Origin of the sequence: Nonomuraea sp. NPDC059007, from assembly GCF_042740555.1 — a bacterium.
In the GTDB taxonomy this organism is placed as follows: Bacteria; Actinomycetota; Actinomycetes; order Streptosporangiales; family Streptosporangiaceae; genus Nonomuraea.
This window is the reverse complement of sequence record NZ_JBHYJD010000050.1, coordinates 15597-39784: the sequence shown is the minus strand read 5'-3', so window position 1 is coordinate 39784 and position 24188 is coordinate 15597. Positions and strand designations below refer to the sequence as shown.

General features: G+C 71.8%; 16 protein-coding genes. 6 read left to right on the top strand and 10 right to left on the bottom strand.

Annotation, left to right across the window (positions count from 1 at the left end):
* Positions 1-51: 51 nt before the first annotated feature.
* Entirely contained in the window at positions 52-555 is a 504-nt protein-coding gene (locus ACFWY5_RS47265; protein ID WP_379638806.1) for a hypothetical protein, read from the bottom strand.
* A 48-nt stretch (positions 556-603) separates the two neighbouring features.
* The gene (locus tag ACFWY5_RS47260; protein WP_379638805.1) at positions 604-2265 is read right to left on the bottom strand and encodes an alpha-amylase family protein; all 1662 of its coding nucleotides are present in this window, start codon (positions 2263-2265) and stop codon (positions 604-606) included.
* Between the two features lie 37 nt (positions 2266-2302).
* On the opposite strand from ACFWY5_RS47260, the gene ACFWY5_RS47255 reads away from it, so the two are divergent.
* Both ACFWY5_RS47255 and secD read left to right on the top strand, forming a co-directional pair.
* The gene (locus ACFWY5_RS47255) at positions 2303-2644 is read left to right on the top strand and encodes a hypothetical protein (RefSeq protein ID WP_379618402.1); all 342 of its coding nucleotides are present in this window, start codon (positions 2303-2305) and stop codon (positions 2642-2644) included.
* 64 nt (positions 2645-2708) lie between these two features.
* The gene (gene secD, locus ACFWY5_RS47250; protein ID WP_379618400.1) at positions 2709-4958 is read left to right on the top strand and encodes a protein translocase subunit SecD; all 2250 of its coding nucleotides are present in this window, start codon (positions 2709-2711) and stop codon (positions 4956-4958) included.
* Here secD and ACFWY5_RS47245 read toward each other — a convergent pair.
* Both ACFWY5_RS47245 and ACFWY5_RS47240 read right to left on the bottom strand, forming a co-directional pair.
* Positions 4955-7213, bottom strand: coding sequence for a family 78 glycoside hydrolase catalytic domain (locus ACFWY5_RS47245; RefSeq protein ID WP_379638804.1), 2259 nt, complete (start codon positions 7211-7213; stop codon positions 4955-4957). The two genes, secD and ACFWY5_RS47245, sit on opposite strands and share 4 nt — an antisense overlap.
* Positions 7194-8534, bottom strand: coding sequence for an MFS transporter (locus ACFWY5_RS47240; RefSeq protein WP_379638803.1), 1341 nt, complete (start codon positions 8532-8534; stop codon positions 7194-7196). Before ACFWY5_RS47240 ends, ACFWY5_RS47245 begins: the two co-directional genes overlap by 20 nt.
* A gap of 60 nt (positions 8535-8594) precedes the next feature.
* On the opposite strand from ACFWY5_RS47240, the gene ACFWY5_RS47235 reads away from it, so the two are divergent.
* Complete coding sequence (locus ACFWY5_RS47235; protein WP_379638802.1) at positions 8595-9740, top strand: PucR family transcriptional regulator; 1146 nt, start codon at positions 8595-8597, stop codon at positions 9738-9740.
* Positions 9741-9838: 98 nt separating this feature from the next.
* Here the strand turns inward: ACFWY5_RS47235 and ACFWY5_RS47230 are convergent, their stop codons facing one another.
* Positions 9839-10609, bottom strand: coding sequence for a tyrosine-protein phosphatase (locus ACFWY5_RS47230; RefSeq protein ID WP_379618392.1), 771 nt, complete (start codon positions 10607-10609; stop codon positions 9839-9841).
* A gap of 358 nt (positions 10610-10967) precedes the next feature.
* Between ACFWY5_RS47230 and ACFWY5_RS47225 the strand changes: the two genes are divergently transcribed.
* The gene (locus ACFWY5_RS47225) at positions 10968-11168 is read left to right on the top strand and encodes an EF-hand domain-containing protein (protein ID WP_379618390.1); all 201 of its coding nucleotides are present in this window, start codon (positions 10968-10970) and stop codon (positions 11166-11168) included.
* A gap of 63 nt (positions 11169-11231) precedes the next feature.
* Positions 11232-12398 (top strand): helix-turn-helix domain-containing protein, encoded by a 1167-nt coding sequence (locus ACFWY5_RS47220; protein ID WP_379618388.1) that lies wholly within the window; start codon positions 11232-11234, stop codon positions 12396-12398.
* Here the strand turns inward: ACFWY5_RS47220 and ccrA are convergent.
* Together ccrA and ACFWY5_RS47210 are read right to left on the bottom strand one after the other, a co-directional pair.
* A complete protein-coding gene (gene ccrA / locus ACFWY5_RS47215) occupies positions 12364-13689 on the bottom strand; it encodes a crotonyl-CoA carboxylase/reductase (protein WP_379638801.1) in 1326 nt (441 codons plus the stop codon). The genes ACFWY5_RS47220 and ccrA overlap by 35 nt on opposite strands.
* On the bottom strand, positions 13686-19298 hold the full coding sequence (locus tag ACFWY5_RS47210) for an SDR family NAD(P)-dependent oxidoreductase (protein WP_379638800.1): 5613 nt from the start codon (positions 19296-19298) through the stop codon (positions 13686-13688). Before ACFWY5_RS47210 ends, ccrA begins: the two co-directional genes overlap by 4 nt.
* Before the next feature lie 188 nt (positions 19299-19486).
* On the opposite strand from ACFWY5_RS47210, the gene ACFWY5_RS47205 reads away from it, so the two are divergent.
* On the top strand, positions 19487-20584 hold the full coding sequence (locus ACFWY5_RS47205; RefSeq protein ID WP_379638799.1) for an alpha/beta hydrolase: 1098 nt from the start codon (positions 19487-19489) through the stop codon (positions 20582-20584).
* A 20-nt stretch (positions 20585-20604) separates the two neighbouring features.
* On the opposite strand, the gene ACFWY5_RS47200 is transcribed toward ACFWY5_RS47205, so the two are convergent.
* The 3 genes from ACFWY5_RS47200 to ACFWY5_RS47190 all read right to left on the bottom strand — a co-directional run bounded on the left by ACFWY5_RS47200 (position 20605) and on the right by ACFWY5_RS47190 (position 24173).
* Positions 20605-21459, bottom strand: coding sequence for a hypothetical protein (locus ACFWY5_RS47200; RefSeq protein ID WP_379618380.1), 855 nt, complete (start codon positions 21457-21459; stop codon positions 20605-20607).
* Positions 21460-21605: 146 nt separating this feature from the next.
* Positions 21606-22892 (bottom strand): hypothetical protein, encoded by a 1287-nt coding sequence (locus ACFWY5_RS47195; RefSeq protein ID WP_379618378.1) that lies wholly within the window; start codon positions 22890-22892, stop codon positions 21606-21608.
* A gap of 51 nt (positions 22893-22943) precedes the next feature.
* Positions 22944-24173, bottom strand: a complete 1230-nt coding sequence (locus ACFWY5_RS47190) for a glycosyltransferase (RefSeq protein WP_379638798.1) — start codon at positions 24171-24173, stop codon at positions 22944-22946.
* Positions 24174-24188 lie beyond the last annotated feature (15 nt).

Below are 24188 nucleotides of genomic sequence, written 5' to 3'. Positions count from 1 at the left end.
GGTACGGCCGGGCGGCCCCCTCCTCCGCCGCCCGGTCGTACCGCGGGCCGGTCAGATCACCACGTGCACGCAGACGTCGATGTGCGACGTGCCGAAGGCGGCCATCTCCTGGGCCATCGCCGACACCTGGTCGGCGAGCTCGGGAGCCTCACCCGCCAGGTCGTCGCTGACCGCCTGGTACACGATGGCGGCCTCCACGTAGTCGGCCGGCTCCAGCCGCATCTTCCGTATCTCGACGAGCGTCGGCTGGGACAGCGAGGGCAGGCCGGAGATCGGCCACGGGATCGGCGGGAACTTGATCCTCGGCGGGGTGCCGCACCAGTCGTCGATGATCTCCGTCAGGTAGCCGGACACCTCGGCCATGGCCTCTTTGCGGTCCTCGGCGAACATGACCCGGTTGAGGATGTAGGCCGCGTTGGCCTCGGTGACCATCTTCGCCAGGGTGGGGCTCGGGTCGGGGCCATAGGCCTCGGCGAACATCTTTCGTGCGGGCGCGTACTCCTCGCGCCGGCGCAGAAGGCGCAGGAATTCCTTGCTCACGGACATCTTTGCCATGGCAGGAGCTTGCGCCCAGAACGGGAACCCCGCATGAGTAGCCCCTACTCATCGCGCCTTGACCGAGGCGTCCTCCGGCGGCACCTCCCGCGGCGCCGCGCGCAACCACCGGCACCCGTGCGGGTCCATGGGAACCTCCGCCAGCCCCTCGCCGGAGACCTTCAGCGTTCCGTCCGTCAGCAGGTCGGTGAGCAGGTAGTTCGCCAGCCCGTCGAGCTGGAGCCGGATGTCGGTGGCGCTGTCGCTGAGGTTGTGCGCCACCACGACCGTGGCGTCGTCGGCGTCGCAGCGGTGCGCGAAGACGGACGGGTGCCCGGAGTCCAGCACCGTGCACTCGCCCCAGGCCAGTTCCGGGCATTCCCGGTAACGCTCGATGAGCCGCTGGATCCAGCGCAGCAGCGACCCGGTGTCGCGCTTCTGGTCCGCGACGTTGACGCGCTCCGGCCGGAAGGCGCCCTCGGGGATCTCGCGTACCGGCTCGGCCGGCGAGAAGCCGCCCTCGGCCGACCACTGCATCGGGCTGCGCACCGCCATCCTGCCCTCGGCCGCGAGGTCCTCCCCCATGCCGATCTCCTCGCCGTAGAAGAGCACCGGCGTGCCGGGCAGGGAGAACATCAGGCTGTAGGCCATCTTGATCCGGCGCGGGTCGCCGCCGAGCATGGACGGCAGCCGCCGCCGCAGGCCGCGGCCGAAGATCTGCATGTCCTCCTCGGGGCCGAACGCCGCGAAGACCTCCTGCCGCTCGTCCTCGGTCAGCTTGTCGAGGGTCAGCTCGTCGTGGTTGCGCAGGAACACCGCCCACTGGCAGTCCTTGGGCGGCCGGGGACGCTCGCGCAACGCCTCGGCGATCGGCGCGGCCTCGGATCTGGCCAGCGCCAGCCAGGTCCGCTGCATGCCGACGAAGTCGAAGCACATCGTGAGCTGGTCGCCCAGGCCCGACCCGAAGTAGGGCAGGAGCTCGGGGTAGGGCACGTTGACCTCGCCCAGCAGGATCGAGCTGCCCTCCCTGCGGCTCATGAAGGCCCGCAGATCGGCCAGGAAGTCGTGCGGGTCGGCCAGCTCGGGTGAGATGTTCTCGATGACGAACGGCACCGCGTCCACCCGGAACCCCGACAGCCCGAGCTCCATCCAGAAGCCGAGCACCCGCACGATCTCGTCGCGCACCTCCGGGTTGGCCACGTTCAGGTCCGGCTGGTGGCGGTAGAAGCTGTGCAGGTAGTACTGCCCGGAACCCTCGTCCCACTCCCAGAGGCTGTCCTCCTTGTCCGGGAAGACGATCTGCTCCGGGTCGTCGGGCTCGGGCTCGTCCGACCAGACGTACCAGTCGCGCAGGCGCGCGTCCCGGCCCGAGCGCGAGTCGGCGAACCACGGATGCTCGTCCGAGGTGTGGTTGATCACGAGGTCGGCGATGACCCGCAGGCCGCGGTCCTTGGCCGTGCGCATGAACTCCACGAAGTCGCCGAGCGTCCCCAGCCGGGGATCCACGGTGTAGAAGTCGGTCACGTCGTAGCCGTCGTCCCGGTTCGGCGTCGGGAAGAACGGCATCAGCCACAGGCACGTCACCCCGAGCCCGGCCAGGTAGTCGATCTGCTGGGTGAGCCCGCGGAAATCGCCCACGCCGTCGTCGTTGCCGTCCTTGAACGTCTCCACGTCCAGGCAGTAGATGACGGCGTTCTTCCACCAGAGGTCGCTCGTGTAGGTCAGTCTCACGGGCTCCCCGCTACCCGGTCCGGGGTACGGTGAACGCATGAGGAGCCGGTTGTCCGCCGCCGTGCTCCTTGTGCTGTCCACGCTCTTCCTGGGTGGCGGCCTGCCCGCGCAGCACGCGATGGCGATCTCCGCCCAGGCCACCGCCGCCCCCGCCGACCAGAGCGGCCACCGGCAGGCGGCGCCGCAGCCGGGCAAGCCGAAGGCCGCCGCCGACACCGGTTCGCATCATGGGTTCGGCGGGCTGGCCGTACCTCCGCCGAGAGCGCATGAGGTACGGCTCGCGCGCGGCCTCGCCCGCACCGGCGGCGACCACCACGTGCCCGCGGCCGAGCGCCCGCGCGCCCATCCCGCCCGCGCCCCGCCACTCCACAGCGCCTGACCTTTCCTTTTCCCGGCCGAGGGGCCCGTAGGGCCGCCTCGGCGTCAAGCCTGTGGAGGCTCCCATGTCACGTGCGCCCTTGTGGCGCGCGGTGGCGGCGCTGGCCGTCATCGCGACCTCTTTGTTCCTGGCGTTCACCATGTCGCCGCGGCTCGGGCTCGACCTGCGCGGCGGCACTCAGCTCGTGTTCGAGGCGAGGGACTCGCCGACCGTCAAGGCGGACGCCGCCGCCACCGACCGGGCGTTGCAGGTGTTGCAACGCCGTGCCGACGCGCTCGGCGTGGTCGATCCCACGCTGGTCCGCTCGGGTGAGAAGCGGATCATCGTCGAACTGCCCGGCGTGCTCGACCCGCGCAAGGCCGCCGACGTGATCGGGCGGACCGCGCAGTTGTCCTTCCACGCGGTGCAGGGTCTCGACTCCACCGGCAAAGGACTGCCGGACGAGTCGGGGCAGAAGCTCACGCTCGGGCCCGCGGTCATCACCGGTGAGGGGGTGACGGACGCCGGTGCCCGTACCGATCCGCAGCAGGGGCCCGGCTGGTTCGTCACCGTCGACTTCCGCGAGCCGGGGCCCTGGCAGAAGCTCACCGGGGCCGCCGCCTGCGAGCCCATGGGCGACCCCAAGCGCCGGGTCGCGATCGTGCTCGACAACAAGATCATTTCTTCGCCGGAGGTGGTCCAGGAGACGCCGTGCCGGGCCGGCATGCCCGGCGGGCGTACCTCGATCACCGGCAACTTCGCCGCCCAGGAGGCCACCGACCTGTCCGTGCTGATCAAGGGCGGCTCGCTGCCGGTGCCGCTGGAGATCGTCGAGCAGCGGACGGTCGGCCCCACGCTGGGCGCCGACGCCATCGCGGCCAGCGCCAAGGCGGGCGTGGTCGGCGTGGCGCTCACCGCGCTGTTCATCATCGTGATCTACCGCGTGGTCGGCCTGCTGGCGGCGCTCGCCCTGGCCGCCTACGCGCTGATCTCCTACGCGGCCCTCGTCGCGCTCGGCGCGACCCTCACGCTGCCCGGCCTCGCCGGGTTCGTGCTGGCGATCGGCATGGCCGTCGACGCCAACGTGCTGGTCTTCGAAAGAGCCAGGGAGGAGTACGGCGCCGCCGGCGCGACCCGCGTCAAGGGCCCCAAGGCCCGCGGTATGGGCCAGGCGCTCAACCGGGGCTTCAAGAACGCCTGGAGCGCCATCGCCGACTCCAACGTCACCACCCTGCTCGCCGCCGGCCTGCTGTTCTGGCTGGCCTCGGGCCCGGTGAAGGGGTTCGGCGTGACGCTGTCGATCGGCGTGCTGGCCTCGCTGATCTCCGCCCTGCTGATCACCCGCGTGCTCGCCCACTGGATCATCGACCGGGTGCCGCCCAAGGTCTCCGGGCTCGGCTCGGTCGGCCGGATCCGGCTGTGGCTCACCGCGCGCAACCCCGACCTGATGGGCCGGCGCAAGCTCTGGATCGCGGTCGCGGGCGGGCTGCTGGTGCTGGCGTTCGCCGGGCTGGCGGTACGCGGGCTGAACTTCGGCGTGGAGTTCACCGGCGGGCGGATCATGGAGTTCGCCACGAGCAAGCCGGTCGGCGCGGACGCCGCCAGGAAGCTCGTCTCCGACGCGGGCTTCCCCAACGCGGTCGTACAGTCCTCGAACGACGCCATCTCCGTGCGTACCGGACAGATCTCCGCCGACGAGGTGGTGAAGATCCAGGGGGCGCTGGGCGAGGTCACCAAGCAGCGTGACGAGCTGATCGGGCCCTCGCTCGGCGAGGAGTTGCGGCGCAACGCGCTGATCGCGCTCGGCGTGGCGCTGGCCGCGCAGCTCGTCTACCTGGCGGTGCGCTTCCGCTGGACGTTCGGGGCGGCGGCGGTGAGCGCGCTGTTCGTGGACGCCGTCGTGGTGCTGGGCGCCTTCGCCTGGATGGGCAAGCCGATCGACGGGGTGTTCCTGGCGGCGATGCTCACGATCGTCGGCTACTCGGTCAACGACAAGGTGGTGGTCTTCGACCGGGTCAGGGAGATGTGGACCGCCCAGCCGAAGACCTCCTTCGCCACCGTGGTGAACGGCGCGATCCTGCAGACCGTGCCACGCACCGTGAACACCGGGCTCGGGGCCCTGTTCATCCTCGCGGCCCTGGCCGTGTTCGGCGGCGACTCGCTGCGCGACTTCGCGATCGCGCTGCTCATCGGCATCGTGGCGGGCACGCTGTCGTCGTCGTTCGTGGCCGGGCCGACGGCCATCGCGCTGGAGCGCCGTAGCAAGCAGCCGCCACCGCAGCCGCCGAAGCCCCGCTCCCGCCGTACCCGCGAGGGTTCGGGAGCGGTGGTCTAAGGCCGCACGATCTCCACCGGCACGGGGGCGTCCACCTTGATCTCCGTGCCGTGGACCTCGACCTCGATCAGACCGTGCGGCGAGGGTACGGCCCCGCGCGCCCAGGCCAGCTCGCCCAGCCTGGGCGCCACCCGCACCCTGGTGTAGCCGGGTTCGGCCGGCGTGATCCCCAGGGTGTGGACGAGCAGGTCGCGCGCGGGCGTGGCGGACCAGCCGTGGCAGTAGGAGCCGCCGTCCCAGCACTCCCGGAACGTCCCCGCCTCGGTCAACGCGGTCCAGTCCCGGCAGAGCCCGGCGATCCGGTCGGCCGCGCCCAGCAGGGCCAGCGCGTCGTGCACGACGTAGCGGAAGAACGGCTGCGCCCCCACGACCCGCCTGTCCACGTCCCAGTCGGGGGCGGGGCGCAGGCTGACCGGGTCGGTGGAGATCGGGCCGTCGCGGTCGGCGCCGCGTGCGCCCATCGGGCTGCGGGTGAACATGGCCCGCCGGTCCAGGAGCAGCTCGCGGACCGCCGGGTGCCGGGAGGCGGGCACGAGCCCGGCGCAGACCGCCGCGGCGGCCGTGTGCTCGCTGACCGACCCGCTCAGCAGGTGGTCGCGGTAGGCGGCGCGCCGTACGTCCCAGAAGACCTCGAAGCCGCGGGCCAGCGCGGCGTGCAGGTCGCGCGCCCACCACGCGCGGCCGAGATCGCCGAGCCACTCGGCCATCTCCGCGAAGTCGGCCAGCGCCCGGCCCCACAGGGCGTTCAGCGCGGCACTGGTCCCGCGCACCTGGACGGGCGACCAGTCGATCAGCACCCAGCCGGTGACGTCGTGCAGCAGGCCGTCGTCACCGAGGAAGGGCAGGAACCAGCGCAGCACGCCTTCCGCGCTCGCCAGCAGTCCGGCGACGAGCTCACGGTCGCCGGTGTAGCGGTACAGGTTGTGCACGGACCTGATCCAGTGCAGCGACCAGTCGGGGATCGTCGGCAGGTCCTGGGCCGCGAAGTCGCCGGCGACCACCATCGGCAGCATCCCGTCGGGGCGAGGCTGCGCGGCCAGTGCCGGGTGGTGGCGGGCGAGGCTCCAGTCGGGGTTGGCGACCAGGTCCACGGACTGGTGCACGACCGAGTCGCCGGTCCAGGCCCGCTGCTCGCGGGTGGGGCAGTCGATGTAGGCGTCGTGGGCGGTCAGGTCCACGGTGCGCAGCGCCGTCCGGAACACGGCGTCGAGTTCGGGGTCGGAGCAGGTGAAGTACGGCCCCGCCGGGCGCGGGCGCAGCCGCTCGACCACCTCGACCGAGGCGACCTCGGCGCCGCCGGTGACCTCCAGCACCGCGTACCGGCCGCCTACCGGGTCGGTCATCTCGAAGACGTCGTCGTGGCCGCGCAGCGTGTAGGCGAACCGGTTGGCGATCTCCAGCCCGGCCGGGGTCACGACCTCGGCGACCGCGCCGCTGACCGTCGCCCCCGCCTTCCCGCGTACGGCCAGCCGCAGCGTCCCGCTGACCACCTGCCCGAAGTCGGCCACCAGGCCGGGGCCGAGTTCGGCCTGCCGTACCGAGGAGGTGAGCGGCGGGATCGGCCGGGGGCGCAGCGCGCCGAACGGGTCGGAGGGCGGATGGGAGTCCGGGTTGCCGCCCACGACCGCACGCGCCTCGATGACCCGGGCAGGCAGCCAGGAGCCGCCGTGCGAAGGGCCGTCGTGGCAGGAGCCTTCGTCGTGGCCGGGTAGCGTCCAGCCCGGGTCGAGTTCTCTGGCGTCGAAGATCTCGGGCAATTGGGAGAGCAGGTGGTGTCTGGGTTCGGCGGAGGTCCAGGCGGCCGGTTCGTGGCACGACCAGGTCTCGTCGGTGACCAGCCACTCCTCGCCCAGCCGCAGCTCGGCGACCAGGCAGCCGCCGCCCAGCGTGAAGGTCGGCGGCGACGGTTCCCACCAGGGGGTGGCGTGGCCGTAGAAGCGGGCCAGGACGGCGACGGCGTTGCGGCCCTCGCGCAGCGCGGGCGCGGCGTCACCGGTGTCGTAGTACAGCGTGCGCGGGCCGTGCCGGACCGGTCCGCGGGCCAGTTCCGTCCCGTTGACGTAGAGCACGTACCGGGAGTCGGCCGTGACCCGGAAGGGCGCGGTATCCGGGACTTCGTCCAGCGTGAACACGCGCCGGAACAGCACCCGCCGGTCGTACGCCTCCGGCAGCAGCGAACCGCGCGCGGCGGGGCGGATCGTGGGGCGGGGCGACCAGATCCACTGGCCGCGCCACCTACCGGGCGGAAACCGCATCGGACTCCCTCCGCTGGGCCAGCTCACCGGCCACGCGCGTGGCCAGTTGCCGGGAGATGGGGTAGAGCGCGAACAGCACGGCGGCCAGCAGCGCCAGGCCGCCGGGCAGCAGCGACTGGGCCAGCACGATGCCGCGCAGCCCCTCGGCGGTCTGCTCCTGCCCGGCCAGGTAGCCGGTCATCGCGAGCGTGTAGCCGGTCAGTGCCGCGCCGATGCCGCCACCTGCCTTGGCGGCGAACGAGCCGAGCGAGGCCATCGCGCCCTCGACGCGGTAGCCGTGCCGCCATTCGACGTAGTCCACGAGCTCGGCGACGATCACGTAGATCATGGTGAGCGCGCCGCCGCCGCCGAACGCGGTCACGCCGAGGGCGACCAGGGCCAGCGGCCAGCCCGTGGCGGGCACGACCAGCAGGGCGCCGATCGCGATCGCCTCCAGCACCAGGGCGCCGACGAAGGTGGCCTTGTAGCCGGAGAAGCGCGCCAGCCAGGGGAAGACGATCGTGCCGAGGGCCGTCGGGACGACCGTGGCCAGCGCGGCCACGGCGATCAGGCCGCGGTCGCCGACGAAGTACGTGAAGTAGTAGGCCATCCCGGCGCTGCGTGCCCCGCCGGCCGCGGTCAGGGCGATGACCGTGCCGAGCAGGATGATCACCGCCTTGTCGGCCAGGAGCATTCTGGCCAGGTCGCGCCAGCCGTACCTGTCCTGGCGGACCGGTGTGACCCGCTCGCGCACCCTGGTCGCGGCGAGCGAGGTGAGCAGGAGCGAGACCACGGCCAGGCCGATCACGAACGCCGGCCAGCCGATCCGGTCGGCCAGCGGCAGCGCCGCCGCGGTCACCACCGCGCCGCCGAACAGGTAGGAGAACGCCTTGATGCCGGAGAGCTGGCGGCGGTCACCGGGATGCGTGGCCATGGCCGGGATCAGCGAGTTGAGCGGGATGTCCATGAGGTCGAAGGCGAACCCCCACAGCAGGTACGCCACCCAGACCGCCACCAGCGGCGCCGGCGACAGCGCCGGAGCCAGGAACAACGCGACGAAGCTGAAGGCGCCGATGGCCCCACCGACCAGAAGGTAGGTGCGGAACCTGCCCCACCGGGTGACCGGCAGATGGTCGACCACGTAACCCATCACCGGGTCGCTGACGCCGTCGACGATGCGCGCGACGAGAAACAGCGTGCCGACCGCGGCGGCGGCCAGCCCGATCTCGTCGGTCAGGTAGATCAGCAGGAACGAGTTGATCGTCGTGCTGAACACGATGTTGCCCACGTTGCCGGCGAAGAAGCCGGCCTTCTCCGCGAGGCCTACCCTGGGCGTTGTCATGCGTTACATAGTTGAATGGGCAGACCGCGGAATCTATTGGAGCGATTCGCAGAGTTCATTGTGACCGATGACAAAGAGCTGACGATCGGCGGCGTGAGCGTGCACCGCCGGCTGGCGCACGAGCGGGCCCGGCTGGCCCGCGTGCTCGTGGCGCGGATGCTGGCCGACGTCGAGCACTACCGCGACCTGCCCGCTGGGGAAGTGGCCCACGACATCGTCACGCTGGTCGAGGAGAACCTCCTGGCGCTGTCGGGGGCGCTGCGCGAGCGTACGGTGCCCGCCGAGCCGGGCGGCCGGGTCGCCGAGACCGCGATCAGGGGCGCCGAGCAGGGCATGCCGCCCGGCGCGCTCATCGAGGCCTACCACCTGGCCTTCGCCGAGACCTGGCGGACTCTGACCGCGCGGGCGGAACCCGGCGACCTGGCCGACGTACTGGCCTGTACCGAGCTGATCCTCGCCTACACGCGGCGGGTCACCGAGGTGGTCACCTCCGCCTACTTCGACGAGCGCAGCCGCCTGTCGGCCGAGGAGCGCGACGAACGGCACCGCCTCCTGTCGGCCCTGCTCAACGGCGAGCACGTGGACGGCCTCGCCCCCGCCTACACGGTCCTGTCGTTGTCGGCCGGGGAGGGCGGCGCGGTCGCCACGCGGCGCAAGCTGCACCGGATCGAGCGCGAACTGGAGGCGTTCGCGCCCGGCACGCTCTTCGACCGGCCCACGGGCGCCGCGCTGCTGCCCTGGTCGGGGCCGTGGGAGCGGCTGGAACTCCTGGTGGGACGGCTGGCGGAGGCGGGCCGCGGGCCGGTGACCGCCGCGGCGGCCCACGCCACTCCCACGGAGGTGCCCGAGCAGATGCGGCAGACCCGGGAGGTGCTGGACGTCGTGGGCTGGTTCGGCCGCGGGCCCGGCCTCTACCGGCTGACGGACGTGCTGCTGGAGTACCAGCTCACCCGGCCGACCGCCGCCTCCCGCGAACTGGCCGCATTGCTCGATCCGCTGGACGCGTACCCGGAGTTGCTGCGCACGCTGGAGGTCCACCTGCGCCACGGGCGGTCCCGCCGGGCCACGGCCGAGGCGCTGCACCTGCACCCCAACACCGTGGACTACCGGCTGCGCCGGGTGGCGGCGCTGACCGGGCTGGATCCGGCCGGGGACGCGCATGTGCAGCGGGTGGGGGCGGCGCTGGCGGCCAGGATGAGCCGTTAGTGGAGCAGGCGTGCGTGGAGCAGGCGTGCGTGGAGCAGGCGTGGTTGGAGGAGGCGTGGTTGGAGGAGGGGTGGTTGGAGGAGGCTTAGGTGGCGGCGTTAGTGGAGGTAGAGGTCGCGGAGGGCTTGGAGGTCGATGTCGGTCAGGCCAAGGCCTTGCCGTACATAGCCCGAAATATCGCCGTATGTGGTTGTGATCTGGTCGAAAGCGGCGTTGAGGTAGTCCTCGCGGACCTCCAGCAGCGGGCGGACCAGCTCGCGGTCGATGCCGTGCTGGGCCGCCAGCGCGTAGACGCCCACGGCCAGGGCTTCCAGGTGGGCGTTGCTGGCCAGGTAGTCGGCCATGACGGTCTCGCGGTCCACGCCCAGCAGGGTGAGGAGCAGGGCGGCGGCCCAGCCGGTGCGGTCCTTGCCGGCGGTGCAGTGGAAGAGGGTGCCGGGCTTGGCGAGGGCGCGCAGGAGGTCGGCGTAGGCCTCGTGGGCCTCCTGGGTGGTGATGAAGGAGCGGTAGACCTCGACGATGAAGTTCTCCGCGTCCCGCGGTGAGCGCAGCGCCTCCGCCTGTTCGGGAGAGGTGAACAGCGAGGCGATGTCGGCCCCGTGGCCGCCACCGCGCTGCACGTCCAGCACGAGGTAGGTGATGCCGTCGGCCAGGCGGTCGGGCTGCTCGGCGCGTTCGGTGGAGGTACGCAGGTCGCACACCAGCCGCACACCGGCGTCGTACAGGCGGCGCTGGTCCTGCTCGTCGAGCCGGTCGAGGGCCCCGGCCCGGAAGGCCAAGCCGGTGCGGACCTTCCTGCCGTCCCGGGTGGCCTGACCGCCGATGTCGCGCAGGTTGGGCGCGGACTGGATGACGAGATTTTCCCCCATGAGACCTGACCCTAGCCGGATATTTCCGACTTGCGGCCCAACGCCAGACCCTCCTCAAGGTGCGCCGAGCGCAGAGCTGTGCTGCGGATCGGGGGAAGGGATGGTTGTCGCGTCGAACCGCTCCGGGTTCTGTCGGAGGTCGCGTTCCCGGGCTTGGTGGGCACCCGCCGAGAGTTCCGCGACGGCGCGGTGTCCATCGAGATCGGGGGCTCGGGATGGACGCATGCCCCGAGCGGGTTCGAAGGGGGGATCGGTGGGGTAGGCGTGGTCCCTCGACAAACGCCTGCAAGTCGTGGCATTTATCGACTCGCCCCGCCGATTCGCCACTAAGGTCTGACCCGACACAGGAGGAACATCAATGAACGACTACGAGGCGACCTTCAAGCTGATCGACGCCGACAACGACGGGCTCATCTCGCCCGAGGAGTTCGTGCGGCTGATGGAGATCATGGGCCAGCCGGTCACACTTGAGCGCGCCGAAGAGGCAGTCAAGCAGCTGGACCTCGACGGCGACGGGCTGATCAACGTGCGGGAGCTCGGCACTTTCCTCGAACGGTGACAAAAACAAGCACTTGCTACCCACTCTTCTGGCGCATCAGTCACAATGGCGTCGGGAGGGACCATGGCCATCAGGAGCGACACCCGGACGCCCGCGGACGTCGTGACGACACTCCGGCAAGGCATCGGCCGGGTCTCCACCGAGGTGATCGAGGAGATCCAGGCCCGCATCCCCGAGTACGCCCGCCCCTCGGACGAGGTGTACATCAAGGTCATCCGGATGGCCGTGGAGCAGGCCATCTACGGCTTCCTCGACCGCATCGAGAATCCTGACGCCGCCTGGGACCCCGAGCCGTTCCGCATGATCGGCCGGGGCGAGGCCGCCGAGGGCCGCAACCTCGAACCCCTGCAGACCGCGCTGCGTCTCGGCGCCCGGGTGGGCTGGCGGCGGCTCACCGAGATCGCCGGGCCGCTCGGCCTGTCCCCCCAGTCGCTCTACGACCTGGGCGAGGCCATCTTCGTCTACCTCGACCAGCTCGCCGACGCCGCCGCGGAAGGCTTCGACGAGGCGAAGGCGCACGCCGCCGGAGAGATCGAACGCCGCCGCACCCGCCTGCTCGACCTGCTGCTCAGCCAGCCACCCGCCGGCCAGGAGGCGATCGCCGATCTGGCCAAGGCGGCGGGCTGGCGGCTGCCCAAGACCGTGGCCTGCGTGGCGCTGGGCGACCAGCACGGCGCCTACCGCCGGCCCGCGCTGCCGCCCGACGTGCTCACCGGTCTCGAGCGTGCCCATCCGTGCCTGCTCGTGCCCGATCCACGCGGACAGGGCCAGGCGATGGACGTCGCGCTGCGGGGGTTGAAGGCGGCGATCGGGCCCGCCGTACCCCTTGCTTCGGCTTCGACGTCGCTACGGTGGGCCAGCGAGGCGCTGGAGCTGTCCGCGCGCGGCGTGCTGCCGCGCGGGCTTCTGAGGTGCGCCGACCACATGGCGACGCTGGTCGTGTTCAAGGACGAGGAGCTGGTCGACGCGCTGGCCGAGACGCGGCTCGCGCCGCTGGCGCACCTGCGGCCCACCCAGCAGGACCGGCTCGCGGAGACGTTGCTGGCCTGGCTGCGCCACGGCAGGGGCGCCGGCGAGGTGGCCGCGCGGCTGCACGTACACCCGCAGACCGTCCGCTACCGGCTGCGGCAGCTTGAGGAACTCTACGGCGACCAGCTCGCCGACCCCGACATCCGCTTCGAACTGGAGATCGTGCTCAGGGCGCGGCAGGCGCTCGGCGGAACAACCTGAGCCGTTCCTCCCCGATCCGCTCCCGCAGCGCGTGGTCCTCGACCCCGAGGTCCTCCCCGGGCGCGAGCGCGAGCACCCCGACCTTCCCGACATGCCGGTTCGTCTGTACGGCCCGCGCCGCCTCTCCCGCCCGCTCCAGCGCATAGACCCGCGACAGCGTCGGATGCACCATCCCCAGCGAGATCAGCCGGTTGACCTCGTGGCACTCCTGGTAGTTCGCCCCGTGGGAGCCGATGATCCGCTTGAGCTTCATCCACAGGTGCCGGTTGTCGTAGGCGTGGTCGTAGCCGCTGGACGACCCGCACGTCACCACCGCGCCGCCGCGCCTGGCCACGTAGACCGAGGCCCCGAACGTCTCCCGGCCCGTGTGCTCGAACACGATCCCCGGATCCTCACCCACCAGCCTGCGCACCTCGGCCCCGAGCCGCCGCCAGTCCTTCTCGTCGGCCAGATCATCGAACCCCGACCGGTCGATCACATGCTCACACCCCATGGCGCGCAGCAACTCGCCCTTCTCCGGCGAACTCACCACCCCGACCGGAATGCCGCCCCCGTTCTTCACGAGCTGCACGCCGTACCCGCCGAGCCCGCCCGTCGCCCCCCACAACAGCACGACGTCGCCCTGCCGCATCCGCGCGCCGCGCTCCCCCACCAGCATCCGGTACGCGGTCGCGGCGCACAGCAGATTGCAGGCCGCCTCTTCCCAGCTCAGATGCCGCGGCTTGGCCAGCAACTGGGTCGCCTTGACCACCGCGAAGTCCGCCAGCCCGCCGAAATTGGTCTCGAACCCCCAGGCACGCAGGTCCGCGGCCAGCATCCCGTCGTGCTGGGCGATCGGGTCCTCGCCGTCCACGTACGCGGGCCCGGCCACCACCCGGTCGCCGACCTTCCACCGGCGTACGGCCGAGCCCGTGCGCACGACCACTCCCGCGGCGTCGGAGCCCAGGACGTGCGTGGACAGGTCGTGGCGCGGGTCGGTACGGCCCAGCCGTTCCAGGAAGGCGAAGGTCGGGATCGGCTCGAACATCGCCGACCACACCGTGTTGTAGTTGATCGCGCTGGCCATGACCGCGACCAGCACCTCGTCCGGGGCCAGTTCCGGCATGGGCACCTGGCCCACGTGCAGCGAAAGCCGTACGTCCTTGTCGGTGTCGGTGTTGGTGTGAGGGGCCACCTTGAACATGCCGACCTCGTCGCGGTGGATGTAGGCGGCGCGGTAGGTGGGGGGCACGTCCAGGCGGGCCAGTTCCTCGGGCGGCGCTCCGGCGGCCACGGCCTGTGCCAGGTTCATAGCAGGTCCTCCAGATGGGCGGCGACGAACTCGACGTGGGGCGGGTCCAGAAGGTTGAGGTGGTGCGAGCCCGGCACCTCGACGATCTCCAGGGCGGGGCTGAACGGGGCGAAGCCTCTGGCCGGGTCGTCGTGGTGCAGGTAGCGAGCGTCCTCCACGGCCCAGGGCGTGGGCTCCGTGCTGCGGTACAGGACCACGCGGCCGGTGTGGACTCCCGGGCGGTAGCGCTCGATGGCGCGGGTGTCCTCGTGGGAGGTGATCTGGTGGCGGAGGATGGCCGGGCTGAGCATGCTCAGGACGCCCGACTCGGCGATGCGCGCCTCCGCCAGGTCCAGTTGCCCCTGCTCGTCCAGCGAGGCCAGCTCGTCCCTCTCCAGCCGCACCCGCACCCCATACGTTCTCCCGAGATATCCCGCGAAATCCGCATATCTCCCGGCATGAAGCAGCCGCCTGTCCTCCTCCGGCACCACCTCGGGCAGCCCGGAGTCGATCATCACCACGACCTCGCAGTCGGCGCCCAGCAACCGCCCCGTCTCAAAAGCCAGAATCCCCCCGAACGACCACCCACCCAGCCGGTACGGCCCCGGCCCCGTGCGCCGGATCTGCTCGGCATACCGGGCCGCACGCTCAGGAATCCCCAGCTCAGGATCGTCAATCCGCTCCAGCCCGAAAACCGGCAGAGCCAGCCGGGAAGCCAGCAACGTGTAGACCCCGGTCGTCCCCCCGGCCGGATGCCCCAGGAACAACGCCCCCCGAACCACCAACTCGGGGTGCGTTCGGGCGTGGCGGTTGAGAGGGCGGAGGAGTCCGCGTTCCGCCTCCACCTCGTCCACCGCCCTGATGGCGTCGGCCAGGTCGCAGATCCGCGCCTCGGGTGTCCCGGCGGTGACGACCCGGCTGCCCACCTCACGCCCCAGCACGTCCAGCGCCACCGGCACCACCTCGGGCGGCACGGTGTCGGTGACCGAAGGCTCGTACCCCATCAACCCGGCCAGCACCCGCACCACCTGCCGCTCAGCCGCGTCCCGGGGCCTGATCACCCGGGCGGGCGCCCCGGTCACCGCCGCGACCAGTTCCCCGAGCGTCCCGCCGTTGAGCAGCGGCGCCACCGGAACCACCACCCCGAAGTCGTACTCGATCAGCCCCCGCAGCCGCGTGGCCGCCAGCGAGTCCAGCCCCAGCTCGGTGAGTACGCTCCCGTCATCGAGCCGCCCGGCGTCAATCCCCAGCACGGCCGCCACCCGCCCCCGGACCCGCGCGGACACGTCCCCGCCCGCGTCCGCCTCCCCTTCCACCACCTCAGAGAAGTACGGCATGCGCCCAACCCCGGGAAACGCCGCCACCGCCGCCCCGGCATCCAGCTTGACCACCCCGGCCGAACACTCCCGCAGCAGAAGCGCCTCCAGCGCCTCGATCCCCTCGTCCACGGTGAGCGCCTCAACAGCAGGCACAGCAGAAGCGCAGGCCCCTGCCCAAGTCCCCCAGTCGACGGAGACAGCCGCCGCTCCCTCCGCCCGGCGCACCTGGCAGAGCGCGTCCAGCCAGGCGTTGGCGGCGGCGTAGGCGCCCTGACCAGGCGAGCCCAGCAACGCGGCCGCCGAGGAGAACGCCACCCACCAGTCCGCCCCCCGAGTGGCCTCGTGCAGCCGGAGCCCACCGGTCACCTTCCCGTTCCACACCCTGTGGAGACTGTCGGCGTCGAGGTCGGCTATCAGCCGGTCGTCGAGCACCCCGGCCGCGTGCACCACCCCACGCAGCCGCACGCCGCCCTCGGTAGCGGCCTCGGCGAGCCGCTCCGCCGTACCGTCCTCGGCCAGATCCCCCACGACCACCACCGCACCGGCCGGCAGCCCGGTGAGATCCCCGGGAGTGGAGCGGCCGTTCAACACGATCCGCGTGGCCCCCCGGCCGGCCAGCCACCGCGCGACCGCCAGCCCGAGCCGCCCGAACCCACCCGTCACCACGTACGCCCCCGGCCCCACCACCGGATCCCCACGCCCAAGCCGGGCGGGCGGCAGGTCCACGCGCCTGAGCCGGGCGGCGTAGCGGGTGCCGTCCCGCCAGGCCACCTCGTCCTCGGCGTCGTCGCAGGCCCGTTCCCTGTCCAGAACGGCGAGGTCGTCCACGTCCACCAGCACGGCCCGCAACTCCGGACGTTCCAGGGCCAGCACCCTGACCAGCCCCCGCAACGACGCGGGCCCGGGATCGGGCTTCTCCCCGTCGAGTACGGCCTGCGCCCGCCGGGTCACGATCGTCAGCCGTTCGCCCGGGGAGGCCTCGCGGGCGATGCGCAGGATCAGCTCCCGCGTACCCGCCGGGTCCAGCCCGCGCGGCACCACGAACACCGACCGAGGCCCCGATCCCTCCTCGCCAGGAGGCGCTTCGACCCAGACCCGCTCCACCAGCTTGTCCTCCAGCCGCGCCGGAACCTCGTGCGGCGGAACATCCCGGAGTTCCACGCCCTCCAACGTCCCGTCCGCGCATACCCGCCGGACCCTCTCCAAGCCGTCCGCCGCCGGGCCGGGCGTGAGCGCGGCGGTGCCGTACACCTTCCAGATTCCGGCGGCGTCCTTGGCGCTGACCCGGACGACCTCGCCGGACAGCGTCACCGTGACGCGCGCGGGCAGCGGCAGGAGAGCGTGCAGCACGACGTCGTGCAACGGCACCGCGCCGTGGACCTCGCGGGCGGCGGCGTGGGCGAGGCGGGCGACCACGGTGACCGGCAGTACCGGGCGGCCGTGGCGGTGCCAGGTGGCGGGGCCGAGGCGCCATGGGGCGTCGGACAGGTCGTCCAGGGTGGTACTCCACGCGTGGCCGTCCGGGGTCTCGACGTGCGCGCCCAGCAGGCGGTGAACGCCATCGGCCGGTGTCGCGGCGCGGCGGTGCGGCGGGACCCAGTGACGCTCGTGCCGCCAGGGCGCGTGCGGGACGTCCACGATCCGCCCGGTCGTCCTCGGCGGGACGGCGGCGGCCACCGTCGCCACCTGAGCGTAGAACTCCGCATCGTCCTCGCGGCGGAGCGAGTGGGTGACGAGCGCCCCGCCGGAGTCGGTGAGCGTGTCGTGGAGGGCGGAGGTGAGAAGGGGATGGGGGCTGATTTCGGTGAAGACGGTGAATCCGTCTTCGGCGGCGGCGCGTACCGCCTGGGCCAGGCGCACCGGCCGGCGCACTCCGGCCGCCCAGTACGCGGCCTCGAAGACCGGCACCTCCCGCGGGTCGTCCAAGACCGTCGAGTAGTACGGCAGCGCCGGCTTACCCGGATCGATCCCGGCCAGCTCCTCCCTGATCAGCGGCAACAACGGCTTGACCTGCGGCGAATGCCCGGCGCCTTCGGCGGTCAGCGTCCTGGCCAGCCGGCCCGAGGCGGCGATCTTCCCGGCGAACTCGGCCACCAGGCCCGGGTCACCGGTGATCACGGTCTGGCGGGGTGAGGTGTGGACGGCGATGTGAAGGGTGTCCGGGATCTCGTCCGCCGCCGCCTCGACGATCGCCATCGCGCCGCCGCCGCCGAGTGTGCCCAGGAGCCGGGCGCGGCGGCAGATCACCCGGACCGCGTCATGCGGGCTCAGCCCACCGGCCACCACCGCGGCGGCCACCTCGCCCATCGAGTGGCCGATCACGGCGGCGGGGCGGATGCCGTACGCCTGCCAGAGCCTGGCGAGGGCGATCTGGGTGGCGAAGATCAGGGGCTGGGCCTGGGCGACGCCCTCGGGGGTCGTCCAGAGGTCGATGCCCGCTTCGGCTCTCAGGAGCGGGGCCAGGTCGTCGAGGGCGGCCCGGTAGGCGGGTTCCGTCTCGTAGAGGTGGCGGCCCATGGCGGGCCGCTGCCCGCCGTACCCGCTGAAGACCCATACGGGACCCGCGCAGACGGGCGGGAGGGTGAACGGGCGGGCGGTGCGCAGGCCTTCGGCGAGTTCGGCGGAGGTGGCGGCCACGACGGCGGCGGCGGTCCTTCCCCGTCCGGCCCGCCTGGCCAGCGTGTGCGCCACGTCCGCCAATGCCTGGTCCCGGCCGGTGACCCACTCCGCCAGCAGGTCGGCGTGGGACCGCACCCGGTCGGCGCCGACGTCGCTGATCGTGAACACGTGCTTCGCGGTGCCGGGCGCGAGGACGGTGGCGGGAGGGGCGGCGGTGAGGGCTATGTGGGCGTTGGTGCCGCCGAAGCCGAACGAGGACACGCCCGCCCGAGGCCGTGGCCAGGGGGTGGGTTCGGTGACGACGGACAGGCGATCCCACGGGATGTGCGGGTTGGGGGTCGTGAAGTGGATGCTGGGCGGGATGACGCCATGGTGCAGCGCCAGGACGGTCTTGATGAGGCCGGTCACGCCCGCCGCCGCCTCCAGGTGGCCGAGGTTCGACTTGGCCGAGCCCAGCAGCACCCGCCCGCCGGGAAACGCGGCGGCCACGGCCGCGGCCTCGATCGGATCGCCCAGGTACGTGCCGGTTCCGTGGGCCTCGATGTAGGCGGGCTCGGGGAGGCCGGCGTGTACCTGTCTCAGCAGCGACTCCTGCGCCTCCGGGTTGGGGGCGACCAGGCCGTTGGAGCGGCCGTCCTGGTTGACGCCGGTGCCGGTGATCACGGCCAGCACGCGGTCGCCGTCGCGCAGCGCGTCGGGGAGCCGTTTGAGCACCACGACGCCGCAGCCTTCCGCGCGTACCATGCCGTCGGCCGAGGCGTCGAACGCGCGGCATCGGCCGGTGGGCGAGGTGCCGCCGCCCTGGTCGAAGGCCATGGTGATGATCGGTGACAGCAGCAGGTTGACGCCGGCCGCCACCGCCAGGTCGCTCTCTCCGGCGCGCAGGCTGCGGACCGCCAGGTGGGTCGCCACCAGTGAGGACGAGCAGGCGGTGTCGACGGCCAGGGAGGGTCCGCGCAGGTCGAGCAGGTAGGACAGGCGGTTCGCGGCGATGCTCAACGCCGCCCCGGTCGCCGTCCAGGCATCGACCTTGGCGGGGTCGGCGGTGGTCAGATAGGCATACTCATTCCCGGAAATACCAACAAATGTCCCGGTACGGCTCCCGCGCAACCCCCGAGGCGCGATACCGGCGTGCTCCAGCGCCTCCCAAGCGGTCTCCAGCAGCAACCGGTGCTGCGGATCCATGACAGCCGCCTCACCGGGCGCGATACCGAAGAACTCGGCGTCGAACCCGGCCATGTCCGCCAGGAACCCGCCGTGCCGGGTCGTCCTGGCCAGCGCCTCCCCGGCCGAGGCGGAGCCGTCGTCGAACGGCGCCCAGCGGGAGCCGGGCACGGTCCCGACCGCGTCCCGGCCGTCCAGGAGCAGCCGCCAGAACTCCTCCGGCCCGTGCGCGCCCGGCACCCGGCACCCGACTCCGACCACCGCGATCGGTTCGTCCTCCGCGCGCGCGTGCTGCCGGCGTGAGATCGCGGGAGGCTCGGACAGGGCGCGGACCAGCTGGTTCACGGTCGGGCTGGCCCAGACGAGGGTGGGGCTCAGATCCCGGCCGAGCAGTTCCGACAGCTCTCCCGCCACCGCCACGGCGTCCCTGGACGACAGTCCGTACTCCTCCAGCGGCCGGTCCGGATCGACCTCCTCGCCGGCCAGCCGGGCCGCGAGCCGTTCAAGGAGAAAGCCACGGACGTCCACGTGCGCTCCCATACTGCCGGGGTGATCGGCCAACCTACCCACGTGGCCGGGGCCGGGGGCAGGCCCGTGCCGAACATTCCTCCGGAGCGATTTGTCACGCGGGTGACAACTGGCGGGCCGATTCGTTGCCGCGGGTTCATAGCCCGCCTCCGCGCGGAGCCCTAGCCTCACCGGCGGAGGAACCCACCATGCGATCGCGCGCCCTGACGGCCCTGGCCGTCACGTTCATCCTCGCCGCCGGCGCCACGCCCGCGGTGGCCGATCCCGACTGGTCGATCGTGCCGGAGGGCGGGCCGACGAAGGCGCCGGCCGTACCGGAAAACAGCCGGCGAAGCGCGCCCTGGCAGAAGGCGCTGCCCGGCAGCGCCCGGGTGGTGCGCGAGCGGTGGCTCGGGCCGCGCACGCTGGACATCCTCATCTCCTCGCCGTCGATCGGGCGGATGATGCCGGTACGCCTGCTGCTGCCCAAAGGCTGGTCGAAGTCGGCGAAGCGGACCTGGCCGGTGCTGTACCTGCTGCACGGCGGCGCCGACGACTACACCTCCTGGACCCGGATGACCGACGTCGCGGCGTTCACCGAGAACGTGGACGCGATCGTCGTCATGCCGGAGGCGGGACGGGCGGGAAACTACTCGGACTGGTACAACGGCGGCCGCGGCGGCACCCCGAAATGGGCCACCTTCCACACCTACGAGGTACGCCGCCTGGTGGAGATCGGCTACCGGGGCGGCACGCGGCGCGCCATCGCGGGCCTGTCCATGGGCGCCTACGGCGCGATGAAGTACGCGGCCCGCTACCCCGGAATGTTCCGCTTCGCCGGCTCCTACAGCGGCATCGTGGCCACCGGGCTCCCCGGCATCCCCGAGGTCATCATGAACGCGCAGGCCAGCGAGAAGCAGAACCCGAAGGCCCTGTGGGGCGACCCGGTCAAGGACAAGAAGGTCTGGGCGATGAACGACCCGATGGCGCTGGCGCCGGGCCTGAAGGGCACGAGCCTGTACATCTCCAGCGGCACCACGAGCTTCCTCGGCCCGCTGGACCCGCCCGGCTCGCCCTGGCATCCGGCCCACCTGGGCGAGCCGATCTCGGCGTACACGGCGAAGGCGCTGTCGCGGCGGCTGAACGGGCTCGGCATCCGGCACACGCTCAACCTGTACGCCAACGGGACGCACACGTGGCCGTACTGGACGAGGGAGTTCAAGGCGTCGTTCCCGATGATCCAGGCCGCGCTGGGAATCGGGAGGGGCGGGGCCAAGGACGGCTGGCAGCTCTCCAGCGGCCGTTGACCCCGCCCGACCTTCGGAGATCACCCGGGCGGGACCATGCCGTTCTTGGCCACCGGCACGGCGAGCTGGGAGCGGCCGGTGAGCGTCGCCGTCTCACCGGGAAGCTGCCCGAGTACGGGGTTGAGGTGGCGCAGGTTCAGCGTCACCGGCGCGGTGGTGGCGGCGTTGACGTCGTACTTCTCCAGGTCAAGCCAGCGCACGATGTTCAGCGTCGCGGCGGGGATGTTGTCGCCGCGTTTCTGCACGGGCACGCAGAGCTGGCGGGCGGCGAGGACCTGCACGTTCGCCGGTGGGATGTTGCTCAGCACCGGGTTGAGCTGCCTGAGGTTCAGCGTCTTGTTCATGACCGGGTTGGGGGTGAAGCCGTAGCACTCGAGGTCGATGTGGCGGATCACCGAAAGGACCTCGGCGGACGGGAGCACGCCGTTCTTGGCCACGGGTACGCAGAGCTGTTGCGGCTGGTTCAGCACGACCTGCTTGCGCGGCTGGTCCTGCAGGACCGGGTTGAGGTGGTGGAGAACGATGGTCCTGTTGATAGACGGGCCGGTGATCCGGTAGCAGGACAGGTCGACGAATCTGACGAAGTCGAGGACGCCGGGCGGCGGAATCACATTGTTCTTCGCGACCGGGACACATAATTGTTCGCGGGCGCCGAGCGTGACCGTCTGAATGGGCAGGTCACCTAGTTGCGGATTGAGGTGCCTGAGCGTAATGGAGGTTGCGGGCGGCTGATACGGGTTTGTTTTGAAGCAGTCCAGATCCAGGTTGGAGACGAAGGCCCGCGGGGTGGGCAGCACCAGCGCCGTGGCGGGCGGCGCCACGAGAATCGCCGTCGCGCAGATCGCGAAGACGACGGATAACCAGCGTCGGACCATTGGGGTACCTCCTCGGTCGCGGGCCGTGCATTTGACGCCCTGACTTTCTGTCAGGAAATCGAGGAAGGCAAGGCCATTGTCCGCTCTTTGCCACGCAAAAGAAAAAGAAAAAGCCCGCGCCAGGCGCGGGCTCATTCTGATGCGGTTCAGGCGGCGCGTACGTACACCGTGGAGAAGACCTCGGAGAGCTTCTTCAGGTCGGTGGCCTGGTCGACCTCGGGCGTCGCCGGGTCGTAGATCGTGGCCAGCCTCGCCTTGACCGCGTCGAGCTTCTTGAGCTGCTCCCACGCGGCGTTGTCGGCGAGCTTGTCGCCCAGGACCCGGTTGACCGAGCCCTTGGCGTCCTGCCAGCGGGTCCAGAGGATGACGGTCTCGGCGGCGTCGGCCTGCAGCGGGGTGGCGACGCGGTCGGTGATGGTCTTCGTGGCCTGCTCGGCGGTCAGCTGGGAGGCGCCGGGACCGGTGAAGACGGCGTCCTCGGCGGCGATCTGCGCCCAGGAGTCCCAGGCGCGGGCCCGGACCTGGATCCACTGGTTGCGCTGGGCCTCGGCGGCGTCGATCCGCCAGGTGGCGTACTCGGTGGACAGGTGGCCGTTGTCCAGGGCGAGCTGGTCGACCAGGCCCGCCTTCAGCCAGGCGCCGACCTTGTCGGGGTCGAGCAGCGGGTACTTCTTGCCGATCTCCGTCTTGCAGGCCTCGTTCGCGCCGCAGCCCAGGGCCGGGACGACGGTGTGGATGGCCAGCTTCTTGCCGGGCACGGCCTGGCGCAGCGCGTGGGCGGCCTCGGTGATGAACTTGTCGAGTTCCTCGGCGGTCTGCAGCGTCTTGTTGTAGCCGACCTGCGAGCTGAACCGCACGCCCACCACGCCCGGCTGGGCGGCCAGCGCGGCGACCTTCTTGGCGGCCTCGGCCAGCTTTCCGGCCTTCCAGTCGTCGGCGAGCTCGGCGTCGATCCACACCCGCATGCCGTCGGTGCGCGCGGTCTTGGCGCTCTGCCCGGCCGCGGTCTTCTCGGCGGCGGCGGCCTCGGTCGCGGAGACCTCGTCGGGGTCGATGTGGCACTTGCCGCCGTCGGGGCAGGCGTCGGGCGTACCGCCGTCCTCTGAGCCCTCCACGTCGGGCGAGCCGACGTCGTGCATCTCGCCGTCGCCTTCGAGGTTGGGGTCGCAGGCGTTCTCCGCCTCGCTGCAGTCGACGCCGACCTCGCTGTTGGGCCCGGCGTTCTTCATGTTCTCGCCGTCGTTGTCCAGCCAGAACCTCGCGATGTCGGCGGCCTCCTCGGGCGTGGCCAGCCACGTGCACATGACGTAGGCGGGCGTGTCGCTCGACATGAGGTCGTTGCAGCTGCGGGGGTCGTCCGCCGACCAGGCGGGAATCCCGATGCCCAGCATCGACAGTGCGAGTCCGGTGACGATGAGCGGACGAAGTCGCATGGCACCTACTCTGGGAGGATCAAGGGGGCATGAAGCACACTACTGGGACGATCAGCTCTCTTCAATGAGATCCACAGCGTTCTTCACTCCGTTTTCAGCGCGCAGTAACCGCCCGATGTTCTGCGATTTTTCCTCATATTGCGGTACGGCCCGCAGCCGCGCAGCCAGTTCCCCCGCCACCAACCGCGAGATCGGCAACGGCGGCGGCCCCGCCCCCAGCGCCGCCACCCGCAGCCCCCAGAACGGCTGATCGGAGAAGAACGGGCACACCACGCCCGGCACCCCCGCCCGCAGCGCCGCACCCGTGGTCCCCGCCCCGCCGTGGTGCACCACGGCCCGGACCCGCGCGAACAACGCCTCGTGCGCCACCTCCCCCACCGGCAGCACCGACTCCGACCGCTCCACCGGCAGCCCCTGGACCACGGCCCGCACCCCGGCCAGCCGGAGCGCCACCCGTACCTGCTCGGCCGTCCACGCGGGATCACCCGGCACCATGCTCCCGAACCCCACGTAGACCGGCCGCGGCCCCGCCTCCAGGAACGCCGTCAGCTCGTCCCCCAGCTTCTTTGTGTCCGAGGTCCAGTAGCCGGTCTGCCGCACATGATCCGGCCAGTCCGCCGGCCGCGGCACCACATGCCCACTGAACCCACACAAAACCGGCACCCGATCCCGCCGATCGGCCGCGAACGGACTCCCCCGCAACCTGCCCAGCCCGAGCGTCCGCGCCCGCAGCCGGTTCACCATCCGGCCGAGCACCAGCCAGCCGAGCCGCTCGACCAGGGCGTAGCTGGCCCGGTTCCCGAGGCGGCCCAGGGTCCGCGCGGGGACGAGCGGGTTCGGGAAGGCGGTCGTGGGGTGGCCGGGCTGGAAATGCAGGATGCGGTACGGCATGCCGTACCGGTCGTGCAGATGCCTGCCGAAGGCGCCGAGAGCGGGCGCGAGCACCAGATCGGCCTTCCGGCAGGCCGCGTCCACCTCGCTCACGAGCGTCTCGGCGAGCGGCTCGACCACGGCCCTGAACCCCCGCACGAACCCCAGCGGCCCACTCTCCAGCCAGGCCCGCCCCTCGGCACTCCCGGCCACCGCCACCGGATCCACACTGAGTCCCGCAAACCCCATCCCTGCCCCGACTCCGACCCCGACTCCGACCCCGACCAGCGGCGCATATCGCCGCGCCGCCACGACCACCACGTCATGCCCGCGCCCGGCCAGCCCGTGGGCCAGCGCCACACAGGGCTGCACATCCCCCCGCGACCCGAGACCCAGCACAGCCACCCTCACGCCCCGCCCCTTTCC

Coding starts and splice junctions, on each gene's coding strand:
- ACFWY5_RS47255 (WP_379618402.1), top strand. CDS start 2,303: ATGAGGAGCCGGTTGTCCGCCGCCGTGCTCCTTGTGCTGTCCACGCTC.
- ccrA (WP_379638801.1), bottom strand. CDS start 13,689: ATGAACCTGGCACAGGCCGTGGCCGCCGGAGCGCCGCCCGAGGAACTG.
- ACFWY5_RS47200 (WP_379618380.1), bottom strand. CDS start 21,459: ATGGTCCGACGCTGGTTATCCGTCGTCTTCGCGATCTGCGCGACGGCG.
- ACFWY5_RS47195 (WP_379618378.1), bottom strand. CDS start 22,892: ATGCGACTTCGTCCGCTCATCGTCACCGGACTCGCACTGTCGATGCTG.
- ACFWY5_RS47230 (WP_379618392.1), bottom strand. CDS start 10,609: ATGGGGGAAAATCTCGTCATCCAGTCCGCGCCCAACCTGCGCGACATC.
- ACFWY5_RS47245 (WP_379638804.1), bottom strand. CDS start 7,213: ATGCGGTTTCCGCCCGGTAGGTGGCGCGGCCAGTGGATCTGGTCGCCC.
- ACFWY5_RS47220 (WP_379618388.1), top strand. CDS start 11,232: ATGGCCATCAGGAGCGACACCCGGACGCCCGCGGACGTCGTGACGACA.
- secD (WP_379618400.1), top strand. CDS start 2,709: ATGTCACGTGCGCCCTTGTGGCGCGCGGTGGCGGCGCTGGCCGTCATC.
- ACFWY5_RS47225 (WP_379618390.1), top strand. CDS start 10,968: ATGAACGACTACGAGGCGACCTTCAAGCTGATCGACGCCGACAACGAC.
- ACFWY5_RS47265 (WP_379638806.1), bottom strand. CDS start 555: ATGGCAAAGATGTCCGTGAGCAAGGAATTCCTGCGCCTTCTGCGCCGG.
- ACFWY5_RS47240 (WP_379638803.1), bottom strand. CDS start 8,534: ATGACAACGCCCAGGGTAGGCCTCGCGGAGAAGGCCGGCTTCTTCGCC.
- ACFWY5_RS47205 (WP_379638799.1), top strand. CDS start 19,487: ATGCGATCGCGCGCCCTGACGGCCCTGGCCGTCACGTTCATCCTCGCC.